This is a genomic window from Enterobacter cloacae complex sp. SHL021 (assembly GCF_049237765.1).
Lineage (GTDB): Bacteria > Pseudomonadota > Gammaproteobacteria > Enterobacterales > Enterobacteriaceae > Enterobacter > Enterobacter cloacae.
The window spans coordinates 13,048-30,609 of record NZ_JBMKJG010000025.1; the positions used below are offsets into that span (position 1 = coordinate 13,048).

General features: G+C 55.3%; 19 protein-coding genes. 8 read left to right on the forward strand and 11 right to left on the reverse strand.

All coding sequences use genetic code 11. The features are described from left to right. Positions 1 to 222 precede the first annotated feature (222 nt). Positions 223 to 576, forward strand: a complete 354-nt coding sequence (locus ACOTZF_RS20895) for a DUF4156 domain-containing protein (protein WP_013095263.1) — start codon at positions 223 to 225, stop codon at positions 574 to 576. Positions 577 to 623: 47 nt separating this feature from the next. Here ACOTZF_RS20895 and epmB read toward each other — a convergent pair whose 3' ends face one another. After that, positions 624 to 1,652 carry an EF-P beta-lysylation protein EpmB gene (gene epmB / locus ACOTZF_RS20900; protein ID WP_020688987.1) on the reverse strand — a complete coding sequence of 343 codons (1,029 nt, stop codon included), beginning with the start codon at positions 1,650 to 1,652 and terminating at the stop codon, positions 624 to 626. 40 nt (positions 1,653 to 1,692) lie between these two features. Here epmB and efp point away from each other — a divergent pair, with 40 nt between their 5' ends. The 3 genes from efp (at position 1,693) to ecnB (ending at position 2,693) form a co-directional block, all read left to right on the forward strand. Next, complete coding sequence (gene efp, locus ACOTZF_RS20905) at positions 1,693 to 2,259, forward strand: elongation factor P (protein ID WP_014830362.1); 567 nt, start codon at positions 1,693 to 1,695, stop codon at positions 2,257 to 2,259. Between the two features lie 47 nt (positions 2,260 to 2,306). Further along, a complete protein-coding gene (locus ACOTZF_RS20910) occupies positions 2,307 to 2,438 on the forward strand; it encodes an entericidin A/B family lipoprotein (RefSeq protein ID WP_013095266.1) in 132 nt (43 codons plus the stop codon). 108 nt (positions 2,439 to 2,546) lie between these two features. Then, complete coding sequence (gene ecnB, locus ACOTZF_RS20915) at positions 2,547 to 2,693, forward strand: lipoprotein toxin entericidin B (RefSeq protein ID WP_003025482.1); 147 nt, start codon at positions 2,547 to 2,549, stop codon at positions 2,691 to 2,693. Between the two features lie 37 nt (positions 2,694 to 2,730). Here the strand turns inward: ecnB and ACOTZF_RS20920 are convergent, their stop codons facing one another. Beyond that, positions 2,731 to 3,330: a response regulator transcription factor gene (locus ACOTZF_RS20920; RefSeq protein ID WP_045295574.1), complete on the reverse strand. Its 600-nt coding sequence runs from the start codon at positions 3,328 to 3,330 to the stop codon at positions 2,731 to 2,733. A 262-nt stretch (positions 3,331 to 3,592) separates the two neighbouring features. On the opposite strand from ACOTZF_RS20920, the gene sugE reads away from it, so the two are divergent. Then, complete coding sequence (gene sugE, locus ACOTZF_RS20925; protein WP_013095268.1) at positions 3,593 to 3,910, forward strand: quaternary ammonium compound efflux SMR transporter SugE; 318 nt, start codon at positions 3,593 to 3,595, stop codon at positions 3,908 to 3,910. Here sugE and ACOTZF_RS20930 read toward each other — a convergent pair. Both ACOTZF_RS20930 and ACOTZF_RS20935 read right to left on the reverse strand, forming a co-directional pair. Then, on the reverse strand, positions 3,907 to 4,437 hold the full coding sequence (locus ACOTZF_RS20930; protein WP_013095269.1) for a lipocalin family protein: 531 nt from the start codon (positions 4,435 to 4,437) through the stop codon (positions 3,907 to 3,909). The genes sugE and ACOTZF_RS20930 overlap by 4 nt on opposite strands. A gap of 107 nt (positions 4,438 to 4,544) precedes the next feature. Further along, positions 4,545 to 5,690, reverse strand: a complete 1,146-nt coding sequence (locus ACOTZF_RS20935; protein ID WP_045295573.1) for a class C beta-lactamase CMH-3 — start codon at positions 5,688 to 5,690, stop codon at positions 4,545 to 4,547. A 132-nt stretch (positions 5,691 to 5,822) separates the two neighbouring features. Between ACOTZF_RS20935 and ampR the strand changes: the two genes are divergently transcribed. Then, positions 5,823 to 6,698 carry a LysR family transcriptional regulator AmpR gene (ampR, locus tag ACOTZF_RS20940; RefSeq protein ID WP_038984048.1) on the forward strand — a complete coding sequence of 292 codons (876 nt, stop codon included), beginning with the start codon at positions 5,823 to 5,825 and terminating at the stop codon, positions 6,696 to 6,698. Between the two features lie 29 nt (positions 6,699 to 6,727). On the opposite strand, the gene frdD is transcribed toward ampR, so the two are convergent. From frdD to frdA, 4 genes are read right to left on the reverse strand one after another with little or no spacing between them, the layout of a single operon-like run. Next, positions 6,728 to 7,087: a fumarate reductase subunit FrdD gene (frdD, locus tag ACOTZF_RS20945; protein ID WP_013095272.1), complete on the reverse strand. Its 360-nt coding sequence runs from the start codon at positions 7,085 to 7,087 to the stop codon at positions 6,728 to 6,730. Between the two features lie 10 nt (positions 7,088 to 7,097). Continuing rightward, positions 7,098 to 7,493 (reverse strand): fumarate reductase subunit FrdC, encoded by a 396-nt coding sequence (frdC, locus tag ACOTZF_RS20950; RefSeq protein ID WP_013095273.1) that lies wholly within the window; start codon positions 7,491 to 7,493, stop codon positions 7,098 to 7,100. 10 nt (positions 7,494 to 7,503) lie between these two features. Next, positions 7,504 to 8,238, reverse strand: a complete 735-nt coding sequence (gene frdB, locus ACOTZF_RS20955; RefSeq protein WP_013095274.1) for a fumarate reductase iron-sulfur protein — start codon at positions 8,236 to 8,238, stop codon at positions 7,504 to 7,506. Then, the gene (gene frdA, locus ACOTZF_RS20960; RefSeq protein ID WP_013095275.1) at positions 8,231 to 10,021 is read right to left on the reverse strand and encodes a fumarate reductase (quinol) flavoprotein subunit; all 1,791 of its coding nucleotides are present in this window, start codon (positions 10,019 to 10,021) and stop codon (positions 8,231 to 8,233) included. The genes frdB and frdA overlap by 8 nt, the downstream gene beginning before the upstream one ends. Before the next feature lie 309 nt (positions 10,022 to 10,330). Between frdA and epmA the strand changes: the two genes are divergently transcribed. Continuing rightward, a complete protein-coding gene (gene epmA / locus ACOTZF_RS20965; RefSeq protein ID WP_014830371.1) occupies positions 10,331 to 11,308 on the forward strand; it encodes an elongation factor P--(R)-beta-lysine ligase in 978 nt (325 codons plus the stop codon). 43 nt (positions 11,309 to 11,351) lie between these two features. Here epmA and mscM read toward each other — a convergent pair whose 3' ends face one another. The 3 genes from mscM to rsgA all read right to left on the reverse strand — a co-directional run bounded on the left by mscM (position 11,352) and on the right by rsgA (position 16,812). Next, positions 11,352 to 14,675, reverse strand: coding sequence for a miniconductance mechanosensitive channel MscM (mscM, locus tag ACOTZF_RS20970; RefSeq protein ID WP_029883866.1), 3,324 nt, complete (start codon positions 14,673 to 14,675; stop codon positions 11,352 to 11,354). Positions 14,676 to 14,694: 19 nt separating this feature from the next. Further along, entirely contained in the window at positions 14,695 to 15,663 is a 969-nt protein-coding gene (asd, locus tag ACOTZF_RS20975) for an archaetidylserine decarboxylase (protein WP_013095278.1), read from the reverse strand. Positions 15,664 to 15,759: 96 nt separating this feature from the next. Beyond that, complete coding sequence (rsgA, locus tag ACOTZF_RS20980) at positions 15,760 to 16,812, reverse strand: small ribosomal subunit biogenesis GTPase RsgA (RefSeq protein ID WP_348563246.1); 1,053 nt, start codon at positions 16,810 to 16,812, stop codon at positions 15,760 to 15,762. Between the two features lie 107 nt (positions 16,813 to 16,919). On the opposite strand from rsgA, the gene orn reads away from it, so the two are divergent. Then, positions 16,920 to 17,465 carry an oligoribonuclease gene (orn, locus tag ACOTZF_RS20985; protein WP_013095280.1) on the forward strand — a complete coding sequence of 182 codons (546 nt, stop codon included), beginning with the start codon at positions 16,920 to 16,922 and terminating at the stop codon, positions 17,463 to 17,465. The last annotated feature ends 97 nt before the right edge of the window (positions 17,466 to 17,562 follow it).

Consider the following 17,562-nt stretch of genomic DNA (forward strand, 5'->3'; position numbering starts at 1 on the left):
ACACGCGCAAAAAATAAGCCGGTGGCCTGTCACTAAAAACGAAAAAGCATAAAAAAACGATATCCGCGGGGTGATTATCAGAATTCATTTAGGGGAGGCGAAGGCACCATTCGTGCTTGATATCTCGCAGAAACGCACGGAGGTTTTTCTTTTGGTCATCTTTTTAGTATAAGGTTTACACACGGACAACTACTGTCCAGCTTATTGAAAACGAGGAATAACATGCGCGTAAAAGTCTGTGCAGGGATTGTAGGAGCAGCATTGCTGCTGGCGGGTTGTAGCTCCAGCAATGAGCTGACTGCAGCGGGTCAGGGCGTTCGCTTTGTGGAAGATAAGCCGGGTAACGAGTGCCAGTTTTTAGGCACGGCAACCGGTGAGCAAAGCAACTGGATGTCGGGTCAGCACGGCGAAGAGGGCGGCTCTATGCGTGGCGCGGCCAATGCCCTGCGTAACCAGGCCGCGGCGATGGGTGGCAACGTGATTTACGGGGTAAGCAGCCCGACGCAGGGAATGTTATCCAGCTTCGTGCCAACCGCCAGCCAGATGAATGGCCAGGTCTATAAGTGCCCGAACTGATTGCCTTTTTCCCTCTCCCACCGGGAGAGGGTTAGGCTGAGGGGAAACTAGCTCTGTCTTAGCTGCAAATCCAGCGGCGTCTTGCTCGGTTCACCGCCAATCTCACGCGCCAGCTTCGGCACCATATAGCCTGACACCAGCGTTAACAGTTCACGCACGATCTGCCGGGCTTCTTCATCCGTCACCATGAAATGGGCCGCACCCTGAACGCGATCCAGCACGTGCAGGTAATAGGGCATCACTCCCGCATCAAACAGCGCATTGCTGAGGTCCGCCAGCACGCGGGCATTATCATTTACGCCGCGCAGCAGCACGCTCTGGTTCAGAAGCGTCACGCCTGCCTTGCGTAAACGCACCATTGCCGCACGAAATGCATCATCAATTTCATTGGCGTGATTGATATGGTTCACCAGCAGCACCTGCAGGCGGGACTGCTCCAGGCGTGAGACCAGTCCGTCAGTGATACGTGCCGGAATAACAATCGGCAGACGGCTGTGTATGCGCAGGCGCTTAATATGCGGAATGGCTTCAAGCTGGGTCAGCAGCCAGTCCAGCTCATGATCTTTCGCCATCAGCGGATCGCCACCGGAAAAAATGATCTCATCCAGCTCAGAATGGGCGGCGATATAGTCCAGCGCGACCTGCCAGTTGCGTTTATTGCCCTGATTTTCGGCATACGGGAAGTGTCGACGGAAGCAATAACGGCAATTTACCGCACAGCCACCTTTCACCAGCAGCAGCGCACGGTTCAGATACTTGTGCAGCAAACCGGGTACCACGCTGTTCTGCTCTTCCAGCGGATCGGTGCTATAGCCGGGTGCCGTAATGAACTCTTCCTGTGCGGTAAGCGTCTGTTTTAATAATGGATCGTCAGGATTGCCTTTCTCCATACGGGCAACAAACGCGCGGGGAACGCGCAGGGCGAAAAGCCGCTTCGCCTCCCGGCCGGCCAGCAAATCGGTATGCTGTTCGAGCTCAAGAAGACGCAGTAATTCATCAGGACTGGTGATTACATCGGCAAGTTGCGATAACCAATCTTCTCTGGACGGGGTGTTTAGGGTTACAATATGCGCCATTTTGTGGCTAAGCTACCAGTTAACAAATTTAGAGGGCCTTATGGCAACGTACTATAGCAACGATTTTCGTGCTGGTCTTAAAATCATGTTGGACGGCGAACCGTATGCGGTTGAAGCCAGCGAATTCGTTAAACCAGGTAAAGGCCAGGCATTTGCACGCGTTAAGCTGCGCCGCCTGCTGACCGGTACCCGTGTCGAAAAAACCTTCAAGTCTACTGACTCCGCTGAAGGCGCTGATGTTGTCGATATGAACCTGACTTACCTGTACAACGACGGTGAGTTCTGGCACTTCATGAACAACGAAACGTTCGAACAGCTGTCTGCTGACGCTAAAGCCATTGGCGATAGCGACAAATGGCTGCTGGATCAGGCTGAGTGCATCGTGACCCTGTGGAACGGCCAGCCTATCGCGGTTACCCCACCGAACTTCGTTGAACTGGAAATCGTTGAAACTGACCCAGGTCTGAAAGGTGACACCGCCGGTACAGGTGGTAAGCCAGCGAAACTGTCTACCGGTGCCGTGGTTAAAGTGCCACTGTTCGTACAGACTGGCGAAGTGATCAAAGTGGATACCCGCTCCGGCGAATACGTATCTCGCGTGAAGTAAGTGTTAAGGCGCAGCGTTGCTGCGCCTGATTTTTGCAGGCAGGGATGATGAAACGCACCGTTAAAATTCTGCTTCTGTTAGCGCTGTCCAGCGCGTTGCTTTCCGGCTGTAATACCACACGTGGAATGGGGGAGGATATCCAGGATCTCGGCCATATCATTTCTCACGCCGCCAGCTAATCCCGTCTAATTTTCCTAAAAATGCTTCCTTTTCCGTCAACTGGCGGGATCTTGTCTATTCTTAAGTTGCTATACACAAAACAACTCTGGCTATAAAAGGAAGATATTATGGTTAAGAAGACAATTGCAGCGATCTTTTCAGTTCTGGTACTTTCTTCAGTGTTAACGGCCTGTAATACCACGCGCGGCGTTGGTCAGGACATTTCTGAAGGCGGTAGTGCAATCTCCGGCGCGGCAACAAAAGCTCAGCAGTAATTTAAAAACGGTACGGGCCCGGACGGGTTTCGTACCGTCAGTTTTCTGATTCCTGCAGAGATAAAAACGGGGAAAAGCGCGTATCCATATGCAATTTCATGCGGATATTTCGCTTATAGGTATAGACCGTTTTTCCATTGATACTCAGGTGAGTGGCAATCTTCTGATTGCTTGCGCCATCCATCCACAGCGTCAACACCTTCTCCTCCTGGCGAGTGAGCAGGGGGGCCGCGACCGCAGGGATCTCAACGCTTGCGCGAGTCGTCAGGGCGTCGTTGATGACCGTCGCCAGCGTCTCCAGTCCGGCATTTTTGGTAAGCGAAGCCCATATCGGAAATTGGGACAGAAAGCCTGCCATCTCTTTATCCTCCCCCGACTGCAGCAAAATGAAAGGCACTTTTTCACTGGCGTTCAGCAGGGAAGAAAGCTGCTGGAAATGGTGAATGTCCTGCATAAAGCCGTGCAGATCGGCGATAACCACCGATGGATCCCACTGCAGAATATGCTCTCTGGCGAGGATGAGATTATTCAGCCCGGTCACGACGAAGTGCCCGGGAAACAAACCGGAATGATTGAGCCATGCTTCAAACCCCGCGCGGGTGAAGTGACATCGGTCAATCAAAAGAATTTTGAACATAATAGATTCGCAGTCGGCTAGTGGTTTGGCTTCCTGCCATCAGAAAGCACATCATGATAGAGAAGTCGGATGAGTGATAAATGCCTGAACTACGCGCCATACTGAGGCTATTTCTTGCCTTAACAGGTTCAGCACAAAGGGATTGAAAAAAAATCGTTCGTTAACCAAAATAAGTGACCTAATCTATGCCTTACGGGACGACCCGTAAGCGTTTCGTTCACAGGGGACGGCCCCAACTTGCAGTTAAGTTAAGGAGCCTGAAATGTCCTGGATTATTCTTGTTATCGCCGGTCTGCTCGAAGTGGTTTGGGCAATTGGTCTGAAGTACACCCACGGATTTACCCGCCTGACACCCAGCGTGATTACCGTTACCGCCATGATTGTGAGTATTGTGCTGCTCTCCTGGGCGATGCGCTCTTTGCCGGTGGGGACGGCCTATGCTGTCTGGACGGGCATTGGTGCAGTGGGCGCGGCGATTACCGGGATTTTGCTGCTGGGAGAGTCGGCGAGTCTGGCGCGTATCGCCAGCCTCGCGTTGATTGTGTGCGGTATTATTGGGCTGAAACTCAGCGCCCACTAATGCGGTTGTTCTACCCAGATGAGTTTTGACACATCAAACCCTTGCCGGGTCGCAACGTCCAGCATCTGCTGTTTCATCTCTGACGAAATGGTCGGCGTGCGGGAGAGTATCCATAAATAGTCGCGATCCGGCCCGCAGACCAGCGCATGACGGTATTCTCTGTCGAGGGCGATGACATTGTACCCGCCATAGAACGGGCCAAAGAACGAGACTTTTAGCGCGGCCCGGCGCGGGTCGCCGGTAAAGTACGCTTTTCCCGTCGACTGTTGCCACATCTGCCGATCCGGATTGTATCCACGGTTGATTACCTGAATACCCCCGTCGTCCATCGAACTGTAATGTGCTGTGACTTTCTCTAACCCCCGCTCAAACCGATGGTCGAGCCGGGCGATTTCATACCAGGTTCCGAGGAAACGTTGAGCGTCGAAATTACTTACAACAGTGACGCCGGAGGGAGGGGTAGGGGAACTGCAGGCAACCACTAAAAACGCGGCTGTCACCGCGGCGATAACAGGCAGAATGCGCATAGGAGTTTCCTTACTGTTTTTTGTTAAGTGTAGATGACAGCAGGGAAATTGCGGAAGATTGTGAGGAGTGTTTCGCCGGGTAAGCGAAGCCGCCACCCGGCAATGGTTTACTGTAGCGTCTCGAGAATACGGTAAGCCGTTTCCACCCGTACCGGGTTCGGATAACTTTTATTTGCGAGCATCACAATACCGATCTGCTTTTCAGGAATAAACGCCACGTAGCTGCCAAACCCACCCGTAGAGCCCGTTTTATGCACCCAGGAGGCTTTTACTGGCGGAGCCGGAGGATTCACTTCTGCGACCGGCAACGGCGCCAGTGCAACCTTATTATCGCTGCCATCCACCACGGTTTTGGCGTCGACCGGCCAGTTGAGCATCTCCCAGCCTAACCCTTGATACATGGCACCCACGCGCCAGTAGCGAGACTGCGCCAGCGCAATACCCTGCTGCAGAGTGGACTGCGGGAGTGTCTCAGGTGCCATATTGGCCATCACCCAGCTCGCCATATCTTTGACGTTAGATTTCACACCATAGGCTTCTGCATCCAGCATACCAGGCGAAACGTGGACCGCTTTTCCCTCACGATAACCCCATGCGTAGTTGGGCTCTTCAGCGTGTGGAACGTTTATCCACGTATGGTTGAGTTTCAGGGGCTTAAAGACCCGCTCCGCCATGGCCTGCTCGAAGCGCATGCCGGACGGTTTAACGGCCAGTGAGCCAAACAGGCCGATGCTGGTGTTGGCGTACAGACGCGTGGTACCCGGGGCCCACTTTGGCTGCCAGGACTGGTAGAAACGCAGCAGAGAGGCGTTATCGGTGACATCATCCGGTACCTGCAACGGCAATCCGCCTGCGGTATAGGTTGCCAGGTCGAGCAGGCGAATGCCTTGCCACTGCTTGCCCGTCAATTCAGGCCAATATTTCGTGACCGGGTCGGCCAGCGAAATCTCTTTGCGGGCAATGGCATCGCCACCCAGCACGCCGGTGAAGGTTTTGCTGACGGAGCCCAGCTCAAATAAGGTTTGCGGCGTGACGGGCTTATTCGCCGCGACGTCTGCTTTACCGAAAGTAAAATAGTGTGGCTGGCCCTGATAAATGACGGCCACGGCCATTCCGGGTATGGCCTGCGCCTTCATCAAGGGCGTAACGGTACGTTCCACGACGTCAGCCAGCTGTTTTTCTGACATCGGTGCGGCAAAAGCAGAGCAGGCAACGCTGAGCAGCAGGGCGCAGCTTAGGGATTTTTTCATCATCAGTTATCTTCCGTAATAGCGAATCAAGGGGATGTCCGGGCCCGTCAGACGTTCGTAGTCTGGGTGATTTGACTGAGGCTGACAAACGGTTAAATTTAGCATTAGCTGTTAATTTTTCTAACGGAAGGAACCATGACACGCAGCTATCTCCCTCTTAATTCGCTTCGGGCGTTCGAAGCCGCCGCCAGGCACCTCAGTTTTACTCATGCCGCGATTGAGCTGAATGTGACCCATTCCGCGATTAGCCAGCACGTGAAGGCGCTGGAGCAACACCTTAACTGCCAGCTGTTTGTCCGCGTTTCGCGCGGTTTGATGTTAACCACCGAAGGCGAGAATCTGCTGCCGGTGCTGAATGACTCCTTCGATCGTATCGCAGGCATGCTGGATCGCTTTGCTAACCATCGGGCGCAGGAGAAGCTGAAAATTGGCGTGGTGGGGACCTTTGCCACTGGGGTGTTATTTTCACAGCTGGATGATTTCCGTCGCAGTTATCCGCATATCGATCTTCAGCTTTCCACGCACAACAATCGCGTCGATCCGGCAGCTGAGGGGCTTGATTACACCATTCGCTACGGTGGGGGAGCGTGGCACGGCACGGAGGCGACGTTCCTCTGTTCAGCGCCGCTGGCACCACTTTGCACGCCGGACATTGCAGCCGCGCTGCACACCCCTGCCGATATCCTGAAGTTTACCCTGCTGCGCTCTTACCGGCGCGATGAGTGGACAGCCTGGATGCAGGCCGCCGGAGAAAACCCGCCTTCACCCACGCATCGGGTGATGGTGTTTGATTCGTCGGTCACTATGCTGGAGGCCGCACAGGCAGGCACTGGCATTGCTATCGCCCCTGTCGATATGTTTACCCATCTGCTGAACAGCGAGCGCATTGTGCAGCCGTTTACGACGCAGATTGATCTTGGCAGTTACTGGCTAACGCGGCTGCAGTCACGCGCCCAAACCCCGGCAATGTGTGAATTTGCTCAGTGGCTGGTGGGGAAGATGCAGAAATAACAGGCCCGCCGGAGGGCGGGCCAGGTGTGTCAGATAGTGACTACGGCAATCAGTGTTACCACGGTCAGGATGGTTGCCAGACCATAGAATACCCATTTACCGCTCGGTACGTGGATCTTCAGATCATGCATCGCATGATGGATACGGTGCAGGCCGCACCACAGCGGCAGGACAATCATCAGGAAGATGAATACCCGGCCAATAAAACTACCTGCAAATGCCAGGACGCGCTCATAGCTCAGCGCATCACCGGGGAACAGCCCCAGCGGCAGCATAATGCCGACCAGCAGGATAATGACAGGCGCAATGATGGCACTCCACATGCCGCCTGCGCCAAAGAGGCCCCAGAAGACCGGCTCGTCTGAACGTTTTGGATTTGGATTGATCACAATAGTCTCCTTACCAGAACAGTGCGACAAACAGAATGACCACAGAGACCACTGCCGTCACTGCCCAAAGCCCTTTAATGACCGGCTCTGGCCCCATTTTCTCGCCTTTTACGATAATATTCGCCGCTTTTGGCGCCAGTTCAAACCAGGTTTTGGTATGAAGCAGGGCGGCTGCGAGCACAATCAGGTTCAGGATCACGATGATCGGGTTTTGCAGGAACCCGACAAAACTGGCCCAGGTTTCAGGACCATGTTTGAGGGCAAAGACGCCATACATCAGTTCAAGGCTGAACCAGACCGCAGGCACCGCAGTGCCTTCACGCAGCATATAGAAGCGATAAAACGGCAGTTTCTTCCACCAGGTGGACGGCATCGGCCGCACGTAGGCTTTGCGTTTAGTCGTCATCATGCACTCCTTAGCGTGGTTTCAGGGTGGCGATAAGAAAGTCTTTCGAGCTTTCCACTTTACCCTGCTGAATAGCGGCGGCCGGGTCGACGTGCTTCGGACAGACTTCGGAGCAGTAGCCCACAAAAGTACAGCTCCAGACGCCGTTCTGGCTGTTAAGCTGCGGCATACGTTCTTTTTTACCGTGGTCGCGGCTATCCTCGTTGTAGCGGTGCGCCAGCGTGATCGCCGCCGGGCCGATGAACTCAGGGTTCAGGCCAAACTGTGGACACGCGGCGTAGCAAAGACCGCAGTTGATGCACCCGGAGAACTGATGGTATTTCGCCATCTGGGCGGGTGTCTGGGTATTCGGTCCCTGATCCGGCGTGCGCGGGTTGCCAATGATGTACGGCTTAATGGCTTCCAGGCTTTCGATAAAGTGGGTCATATCGACCACCAGATCGCGCTCAATCGGGAAGTTGCCCAGCGCTTCAACCTTGATGCCTTTGGTGTAATCACGCAGGAAGGTTTTACAGGCCAGTTTCGGTACTTTGTTCACCATCATGCCGCAGGAGCCGCAGATGGCCATGCGGCAGGACCAGCGGTAGCTCAGGTCCGGTGCCAGGTTATCCTTGATATAGCCGAGCGCATCCAGCAGAGAGGTTTGCTCGTCATAGGGCACTTCATAGAAAGCGCTGTGTGGCGCGGTGTCCACTTCCGGGTTGTAGCGCACCACTTCAACTTTCAGTGTTTGCATCTCAGCCATTCGCCTTCTCCTTCTTCTCGGCGGCTTCTGCTTCTGCGCCGTAAACGCGTTTAGCCGGTGGCAGCGTTGTGATCTTCACGTCGCTGTAGTCCAGACGAGTGGTGCCATCCGCGTCGCGCCAGGCGAGGGTGTGTTTCAGGAAATTGACGTCGTCACGCTCGGTGCAGCCCTCATCAAGACGCTGATGTGCCCCGCGTGACTCTTTGCGTGCCAGCGCAGAGTGCGCCATACATTCCGCGACGTTCAGGCCGTGACCGAGCTCGATGGTATAAAGCAGGTCGGTGTTGAACACGCTGGAGGTGTCGGTGATGCGCACGCGTTTGAAACGCTCCTGCAGTTCCGCCAGCTTATCGACAGTTTTCTGCATCAGCTCTGGTGTACGGTAGATACCGCAGCCCTCTTCCATCGACATGCCCATTTCGTCGCGGATTTTCGACCAGTTTTCGTTGCCTTCCTGGTTGACCAGATCCTTCAGCCGTTTCTCAACGTCAGCGACCTGCGCGTCCAGTGCTGCGCCGTTGGCTTCGCCCGCCGTTGCGGCACGCTCCATTGCGCGTTCGCCCGCCATGCGGCCAAAGACAACCAGCTCCGCCAGCGAGTTTGACCCGAGACGGTTGGCACCGTGCAGGCCGACAGAGGAGCATTCGCCGACGGCGAACAACCCTTTGATGCGCGTTTCACACTGCTGGTCGGTTTCAATCCCACCCATGGTGTAGTGCGCTGTTGGGCGTACCGGAATCGGCTCTTTCACCGGGTCGACACCCACGTAGGCTTTTGCCAGCTCGCAGATGAACGGCAGACGTTCCAGCAGTTTCTTCTCGCCGAGGTGACGCAGATCGAGGTAGACCACATCGCCACGCGGCGTGGAGATCGTGTTGCCTTTGCGCCACTCATGCCAGAAGGCCTGAGACACTTTGTCGCGCGGGCCGAGCTCCATGTATTTGTTTTTCGGCTCACCGAGCGGCGTTTCCGGGCCCATGCCGTAATCCTGCAGATAACGGTACCCATTCTTGTTGACCAGAATACCGCCTTCGCCGCGGCAACCTTCCGTCATCAGAATGCCGGAACCCGGCAGGCCGGTAGGGTGATACTGGACAAATTCCATATCGCGCAGCGGTACGCCGTGGCTGAGCGCCATGCCCATACCGTCACCGGTGACGATGCCGCCGTTGGTGTTGTAGCGGTAAACCCGGCCCGCGCCGCCCGTTGCCATCACTACCGCGTTAGCTCGGATCTGCACGAGCGTGCCTTCCATCATGTTCATCGCCACCAGACCGCGCGCGTGACCGTCATCGACCAGAATATCGAGGACAAAATGTTCGTCAAAACGCTGGATTTGTGGGAACTGAAGGGAGGTCTGGAACAGGGTGTGCAGCATATGGAAGCCGGTCTTATCAGCGGCAAACCAGGTGCGTTCAATTTTCATTCCGCCGAAGCGACGAACGTTGACGCTGCCGTCCGGACGGCGGCTCCACGGGCAGCCCCACTGTTCAAGCTGGGTCATCTCCGTTGGACAGTGATGTACAAAGTAGTCAACGACATCCTGTTCGCAAAGCCAGTCGCCCCCTGCAACCGTGTCGTGGAAATGGTATTCGAAGCTGTCATGATCCTGCGCAACGGCGGCGGATCCTCCTTCTGCGGCAACCGTGTGGCTGCGCATCGGATAGACTTTTGAAATCAGTGCGATTTTAGCGTTGGGATTAGCCTGTGCTGCAGCAATCGCAGCACGTAATCCCGCTCCGCCAGCGCCTATTACGGCAAGATCGGCTTGAAAAGTTTGCACGACATTCCTCCAGATTTTTGTTATTTCGCAACGCGATAAACTAAAGGTAGCCCACCTGTCCGCAAGGACGATTGCGAAAGCGTTTCCACTGCTCCTTTATGGGTAAAGAAGTATAACCGCGCGAACGGCAGGGAAATTTGACGTGTTCGATTTTTTTGCTGTTCTGTGCGGTGATTTATCATCGTGAATGATGAATTCCGTCACGTGATAGTTGCCCTAAATGAAATGCGATTTTTATTGCGCAAAATTTGTCTCTGTCCGTGCTAACGAGTAGACTTCGTGCCCTTGTCTGAAATCGGAGAATTACCCATGAGCGAAACGGCCACCTGGCAGCCGAGCGCATCCATCCCCAATCTGCTGAAACGCGCTGCAATTATGGCGGAGATCCGCCGCTTCTTTGCCGACCGCGGAGTCCTTGAGGTGGAAACGCCGTGCATGAGTCAGGCTACGGTAACGGATATTCATCTGGTGCCGTTTGAAACCCGTTTTGTTGGCCCCGGCCATTCACAGGGCATGAACCTCTGGCTGATGACCAGCCCGGAATACCACATGAAACGCCTGCTGGCGGCAGGGTGTGGCCCGGTGTATCAGTTGTGCCGCAGCTTCCGTAATGAAGAGATGGGGCGTCACCATAATCCGGAATTCACCATGCTGGAGTGGTACCGTCCGCATTACGATATGTACCGCCTGATGAACGAGGTAGACGATCTGCTGCAGCAGGTTCTCGACTGCTCAGAAGCGGAAACGCTCTCTTATCAGCAGGCTTTCCAGCGTTATCTGGAAATTGATCCACTGTCAGCGGATAAAACCCAGCTGCGCGAAGTCGCGGCAAAACTGGATCTGAGCAACGTGGCGGATACTGAAGAAGATCGCGACACGCTGCTGCAACTGCTCTTCACCTTTGGGGTTGAACCGCAGATTGGCAAAGATCGTCCGACTTTCGTCTACCACTTCCCGGCAAGCCAGGCTTCTCTGGCGCAGATCAGCACTGAAGATCACCGCGTGGCGGAGCGTTTTGAGGTCTATTACAAGGGCATTGAGCTGGCGAATGGTTTCCACGAACTGACCGACGCCCGCGAACAGCAGCAGCGTTTTGAGCAGGATAACCGCAAGCGCGCCGCGCGCGGTCTGCCGCAGCAGCCTATTGATACTAACCTGCTGGAGGCCCTGAAAGCGGGTCTGCCGGATTGTTCTGGCGTGGCGTTGGGTGTGGATCGTCTGGTGATGCTGGCGCTGGGCGCAGAACAGCTGGGCGATGTGATTGCTTTTACCGTCGATCGAGCCTGACGGCAGTACCCCCTCTCCCACGGGAGAGGGGGTACTGGCTGGCTTACAAACTCCCCGCCGGGCGTTTACGCGCCGCAGAGGTTAATGTTTTTCCTGTCTTAAGTCCGTCCAGGCTTTCCAGACGCATCTGGAACGGTGGGAACGGCATATCAATACCGTGCTCACGGAAGCCAGCCAGAATCAGCTGGTGGATCTCATGGCGCAGCGGCATACGGTGCCCCATTTCGGCGGCGTAAATACGCAATTCGAAAATCTGGATACCCTGCTGGAGATCGACCAGGAACACTTCCGGCGCCGGGTTATCAAGGACCAGCGTGCAGCGTTCGGCGGCGGTGTAGAGGATCTGTGTGACCTCTTCACTGTTGGCATCCGAGGGCGCCGGTACCGTCAGCACCACACGCGTGACGGAGTCTGACAGCGACCAGTTGATAAACTGCTCGGTGATAAACGCCTTGTTGGGCACGATGATCTCTTTGCGATCCCAGTCGCTGATCGTGGTGGCGCGGGTGTTGATTTTGGTGATGCTGCCTGTCAGATCGCGGATCGTCACCGTATCGCCAATACGAATCGGTTTTTCAAACAGGATAATCAGGCCGGACACAAAGTTAGCGAAAATCTCCTGCATGCCAAAGCCCAGACCAAACGTCAGCGCGGCAACCAGCCACTGCAATTTAGACCACTCAATACCAATCATGGAGAATCCAACCATCCCGCCAAAGAGCAGAATCAGGTATTTGGTGATGGTGGTAATGGCATAGCCCGTACCAGGAGTTAAATCCAGGTGCTGCAACAGCGCCAGCTCCAGCAGTGCCGGGAAATTACGCACCAGCTGCGTGGTGATGATCAACACCAGAATGGCAATCAGCACCGCACCTAAGGTTATGGGCTCCAGGCTCTCCACACCCTGCACCGTGGACGTCACATCCCACAGCGAGATGTTCTCCAGGAAACCAAACGCGGAGTGGATTTCTGACCACAGGAAGATCACCGACAGCAGCGCAATCAGCATCAGGATGGATCGTACCAGACGCAGAGACTGGGTGCTGATTGCGTCGAGATCCAGCTCAACCTCGTCCGCATCTATCGTGCCTTCGGTGCTGTTGACGTGGTTTGGCTCATCCTCGCCTCGCGCACGCTGGGCGAGGATCTCTGCCCGACGGTGCTTGGCGCGGTCAAACGCCAGACGGCGTCGCTGGATCAACATCCCCCGGCGGATGACGTGATAGATCACCAGCAGCAGGAACCAGATGGCAACGGAGGTTTCCAGTCGCGCCAGCAGTGCCTGCGAGGTCGCCAGGTAACCCACCGCCGCTGCCAGCATGGCAACCAGGGGGGCGCACAGCAGTAGGTTCCAGAGCATGCGGTTGAACATGTTGTCGCCGCTGCCGGTTTTATCCAGATAGAGCGGTATACCAGCCCGTTTCAGGCTGAGCGTGACGATGGCCAGCGCACCGCATATCAACATAAAGCAGAGACGGCCCAGCGAGCCCGAAAACTCCCGGTCATTGAGATTATCAAACATGATCAGCGCCATAATCAGCGGCACAATCAGCCCGATGCTCATCAGGTAGTAACGCATGGCGCGCGCCACGCGGTTACGCGGCCAGCCAAAGTGAGCAATGAACAGACCATTCGGTCGCGCAAACGTGGCGCAAATCATCACTACCCACAGCAGGGGGACGGTAGCGGTCACGCCATCGCCAATGGCGACCGCGAGCGGGTAGGGCCAGGCCTCCCGCAGGCCATAACCGAGCGTCATCCACAGGACCGGCAGCGGCGAGGCGACAAGTATTGACCAGAACACGGTACGCAGCGTCAGCCAGAAGTGATCCTGCGTAACCTTACCCACCCGGGCGCTGGAGCGTTCCAGGAAGCGGGTGAAGTGTCTGCGTGAGTAAATGCTAAAGCCCACCAGAATCAACGCGCCCAGAAGAGGAAAAATGGTCTCTTTGCTGGTGAGCATCATCACGCTGGCTTTTCCAAGCTGGCTAAAGGTATCCAGCGAGATCAAACGGCGCAGATCCTGAACGATCTCGATTGGCCATGAGAAGGTCATTGGGCGCACGTCAGAGGTCCAGAAGAGATAACGGTGCGTTGCCTCGTTCACCTCTTTCAGCGCATCTTCCAGCTGACTGTTGGAGACCTTCAGCTTGGTCAGCTCCAGAATCAGCGTATCCCCGCCCTGTAACAGGGAGTTCAGCAGCTCGCGCTGGGTCCGCAACTGGGCTTCCAGAATACGGTTTTGCTCGCTGGTGAGAGGCTGCCCATCGGCCTGACGGATCTGGCGGATTTGCGGCTGTTTATTGAGAAGGTCTTCATAGTGCAGGCGTTGAACACGCAGTTGCGCCATCTCGGTATCCAGCTGCTGCGGTTTTGGCATCTCCGGCAGGCGTGAAACCTGGGCGCGTAATGCCTCTCCCAGCAGGTTGGACGAGCCCAGCCACTGAGACTGTTCACGCAGGGTGTTGAGCGCCTGGCGAACCTGAAGGGTTTGATTGGTGGCCTGACGTTGCTGGGACGCCACCAGATCCATACGCTGCGCCTGCTGATTCAGTGCAGCAGAGAGTTCACGGTTAACCTTAAACTGGTCAACGATGCCCGCTGGCAGGTTATCGCTGTTTTCTGCCAGCAGCTCGGTGCTTTCCAGCGCGCGCTCGGCTTCACGCTGGCGCTGGCTGTTAAGTTGATTACGTAAAGCCTGCAGGTAAGCATCGAGCTGTTCGCTCTGCTTTTGCGCCAGCTCGGAGCGCATCCGCGACAGCTCCTGGCGGTTGTTTGCCGAGAGCTGCGCCAGCTCCAGTTCATCGACCAGTGCTTTAAGTCTGGCTGATTCAGCCTGAAGAGACAGATTTTGCGCCTGGTTTTGCGGCGTGTTACCCGTTTGGGTACCGATGCGGCGCTCAACCTCGTTGAGCTGACGGCGGGCATCGGTTTGCTGTTGCGGAAGCTGGCTCAGCGAGTCGGCGATTTCACGTGCGCGTTCCTGCTCCTGCTGTGCCAGACGACTCTTTTCCAGAAGCTGACTGCTAACCTGCAGGATCTCCTGATTCAACGCGTCAGAGGTCATGCCAGCAGGCACATCGCGCGGTTCATCGCGCAGATTGCTCAACTGATTGCGTAGCGTTTGCGAGAGTTTGGGGAAGTTGTCGATAACCTGCTGATATTGCTGAGCGCGCTCAAGGGAGCCTTTCCGCTCCTCAAGCGCATTCAGTGCAGACTGGAGCGACTCCACGGTCTCTGGCTGAGCGGGTTTTGCCGCTTTCGCCTGCTCCAGTTCCTGGGTTATCTGTTTTGCGTCGGGGGCTGTCGCTGCGTACGCCCCCATGCTGAGGCACCAGGCCATCAGTAGTACGATAATCGGGCGCACGTCAGCGTTCCTTCTGTTGTTAGCCTTCGTCTTTTTTGTCGTCAACCAGCGGGCTGGCGTCAAGTTCGGCCTTGATCTCTTCTTCCGGGAGCGGTGCAGGCTCTGCGTCCGGCGTCACGAAAGGTTCAGTCGAGACCGCCAGCGGCTGGCCGAGTTTGGTGACTGACAGGCTCTGGAGCTGTTCAGCCAGCTTCACTTTGCCAGGGGCAAAGAGGTTGATAACCGTGGAACCCAGCTTGAAGCGACCCATCTCCTGGCCTTTCAGCAGAGCGACCGCGCCTTCTTCTTCACCGGCAGGCCAGGTCCAGCGTTTGATCACGCCTTCACGTGGCGGGGTGATGGTTCCAGCCCAGACCGTTTCGATGCTGCCGACAATCGTTGCACCCACCAGAATCTGCGCCATTGGGCCAAACTCAGTATCAAACAGGCAGATGACGCGTTCGTTACGCGCGAACAGGTTGGGAACGTTTTGCGCGGTCAGGTGGTTCACGGAGAACAGATCGCCCGGCACGTAGATCATTTCACGCAGGATCCCGTTGCACGGCATGTGCACGCGGTGATAGTCACGCGGAGAGAGATAGGTGGTGGCGAAGGTACCGTTGCGGAACAGATCCGCCATCAGGTAGTTACCCGCCAGCAGCGCTTCCAGGCTGTAGTTGTGGCCTTTTGCCTGCAGGATTTTGTCGTCTTCGATGTTACCCAACTGGCTAATCACGCCATCCGCAGGCATGACCAGCACGTTAGGATCGGTATCAACCGGGCGGACTTCGTCGCGCAGTGGGCGCACGAAGAATTCGTTGAAGGTGCGATAGCTGGCGGTATCTGGCTTCTGCGCCTCTTTCATGTCGACCTTGTAATATTTTACGAAAAGGTCGATGACCAGTTTGGTCAGCCAGCCCGCTCGTTTGCTCGCGCCCCAGCCCGCCAGGCGAGTGAGCCACAGTTTTGGCAGAATGTATTGAAGCGAAAGTTTAAATGCGTTTAACAAGGTAGCCTCCAGGCCATTTTTTGTCGTTCCTGATCCGGCTGTAATCAGCCGGAACCTGAAAAAAGGGGACGATTTTAGCGATGCTTAGCTTAGTTGTCAGTTATCAGAATCAGAAAAGTTTTTACGCGTTTTTACCTGATCCATGCTCTCAAGGATGCGGTGGTAGTTATCAAAGCGGGTCTCCGCAATCTCACCTTTCTCGACCGCTTCGCGGATGGCACAGCCCGGATCGTTATCATGTTTACAGTCCCGGTATTTGCAAGCCCCTAAATAATCATGGAATTCGACAAATCCGTTGAAGATTTGTTCCGGCTCAAGGTGCCACAAACCGAATTCGCGCACGCCCGGAGAGTCAATCACATCGCCGCCATGCGGGAAGTGGTAGAGACGAGAAGCGGTGGTGGTGTGCTGGCCCAAGCCCGAGACATCAGAGACATCGTTAGTCAGAATTTCTTGCTGGAGACCGAGAAGATTATTCAGCAGGCTGGATTTCCCCACGCCGGACTGACCCGCAAAGATACTGATGCGCCCGGTCAGCGCTTCTTCTAAGGGTTTCAGGCCATCTTTGGTGTAGCTGGAGACCATCAGTACGCGATAACCGATCTTGCGGTAGATATCCATCTGCTCATTCACGAAGTCCATATCTTCATCATCCAGCAGATCGATCTTGTTCAGAACAATGATTGGCTCAACCTGTAACGTTTCGCAGGCAACAAGGTAGCGGTCGATAATATTGAGCGACAGTTCGGGCAAAATCGCCGAGACGATGACGATCTGGTTGATATTGGCGGCAATGGGTTTTACCCCGTCGTAGAAATCGGGACGGGTAAGTATCGACGTGCGCTCGTGAACCGCTTCAACGATACCTTTGACCGTTACGCCTTCCGCCGCCTCTTTACCTGGACGCCAGACAACGCGATCGCCGGTAACCAGCGAACGAATAGTCCGTCGAATGTTGCAACGGTGGATCTCACCGTCGGCGGATTCCACGTCGGCATGCATACCGAAACGGCTGATGACGACGCCTTCCGTCGGTTCACCAAACAGGTTGTCGTCGTAATCGACCTTCTCCGAAGTGGTTTTAAGGCGGCGCTGGTGATTGGCATTCACGCGGCGCTGCTGCCCTTTGGAGAGTTTATTTTTACTCAATCGCGCTGGCTCCTGGTCGCCCGTAAGGGGCAAAACCTCTATGATACACTCTAATTAATACTAGTTAACCTGCTACAGCCGGTTATGCGAGAAGGGTGGAAAATAACATGAGCGCGGATGAAAACAACCTGATTTGGATCGATCTTGAAATGACCGGGCTGGATCCCGAGCGCGATCGCATTATTGAGATTGCCACGCTGGTCACCGATGCAAACCTGAATATTCTGGCGGAAGGGCCAACCATTGCGGTGCACCAGTCCGACGATCAGCTGGCGTTGATGGATGAGTGGAACGTGCGTACCCACACCGGCAGCGGGCTGGTTGAACGGGTGAAAGCGAGCACGATGGGCGACCGCGAGGCGGAGCTGGCGACGCTTGAGTTTCTGAAACAGTGGGTCCCGGCGGGCAAATCCCCTATCTGCGGTAATAGCATTGGCCAGGATCGTCGTTTCCTGTTTAAGTACATGCCGGAGCTGGAATCTTACTTCCACTACCGTTATCTGGACGTGAGCACCCTTAAAGAGCTGGCGCGCCGCTGGAAACCCGAAATCCTCGATGGCTTTAAAAAGCAGGGTACGCATCAGGCGATGGACGATATCCGTGAGTCCGTCGCGGAGCTGGCGTACTATCGCGAAAACTTTATTAAGCTGTGAATTTGAGACCTGGCGCCTTGCGTGGCCGGGTTTTTGTCGTTAAATTGTTCAGCTTGCCGATTAAATAAGCACTTGAACTGATTTTCGAAAAAATCGC

Bases quoted from the DNA above. Each gene is read 5' to 3' on its own strand.
- frdB (WP_013095274.1), bottom strand. From the start codon at position 8,238: ATGGCTGAGATGCAAACACTGAAAGTTGAAGTGGTGCGCTACAACCCG.
- ampR (WP_038984048.1), top strand. From the start codon at position 5,823: ATGACACGCAGCTATCTCCCTCTTAATTCGCTTCGGGCGTTCGAAGCC.
- epmA (WP_014830371.1), top strand. From the start codon at position 10,331: ATGAGCGAAACGGCCACCTGGCAGCCGAGCGCATCCATCCCCAATCTG.
- orn (WP_013095280.1), top strand. From the start codon at position 16,920: ATGAGCGCGGATGAAAACAACCTGATTTGGATCGATCTTGAAATGACC.
- efp (WP_014830362.1), top strand. From the start codon at position 1,693: ATGGCAACGTACTATAGCAACGATTTTCGTGCTGGTCTTAAAATCATG.
- ACOTZF_RS20910 (WP_013095266.1), top strand. From the start codon at position 2,307: ATGAAACGCACCGTTAAAATTCTGCTTCTGTTAGCGCTGTCCAGCGCG.
- frdC (WP_013095273.1), bottom strand. From the start codon at position 7,493: ATGACGACTAAACGCAAAGCCTACGTGCGGCCGATGCCGTCCACCTGG.
- ACOTZF_RS20920 (WP_045295574.1), bottom strand. From the start codon at position 3,330: ATGTTCAAAATTCTTTTGATTGACCGATGTCACTTCACCCGCGCGGGG.
- ecnB (WP_003025482.1), top strand. From the start codon at position 2,547: ATGGTTAAGAAGACAATTGCAGCGATCTTTTCAGTTCTGGTACTTTCT.
- ACOTZF_RS20935 (WP_045295573.1), bottom strand. From the start codon at position 5,690: ATGATGAAAAAATCCCTAAGCTGCGCCCTGCTGCTCAGCGTTGCCTGC.
- ACOTZF_RS20895 (WP_013095263.1), top strand. From the start codon at position 223: ATGCGCGTAAAAGTCTGTGCAGGGATTGTAGGAGCAGCATTGCTGCTG.
- epmB (WP_020688987.1), bottom strand. From the start codon at position 1,652: ATGGCGCATATTGTAACCCTAAACACCCCGTCCAGAGAAGATTGGTTA.
- sugE (WP_013095268.1), top strand. From the start codon at position 3,593: ATGTCCTGGATTATTCTTGTTATCGCCGGTCTGCTCGAAGTGGTTTGG.
- ACOTZF_RS20930 (WP_013095269.1), bottom strand. From the start codon at position 4,437: ATGCGCATTCTGCCTGTTATCGCCGCGGTGACAGCCGCGTTTTTAGTG.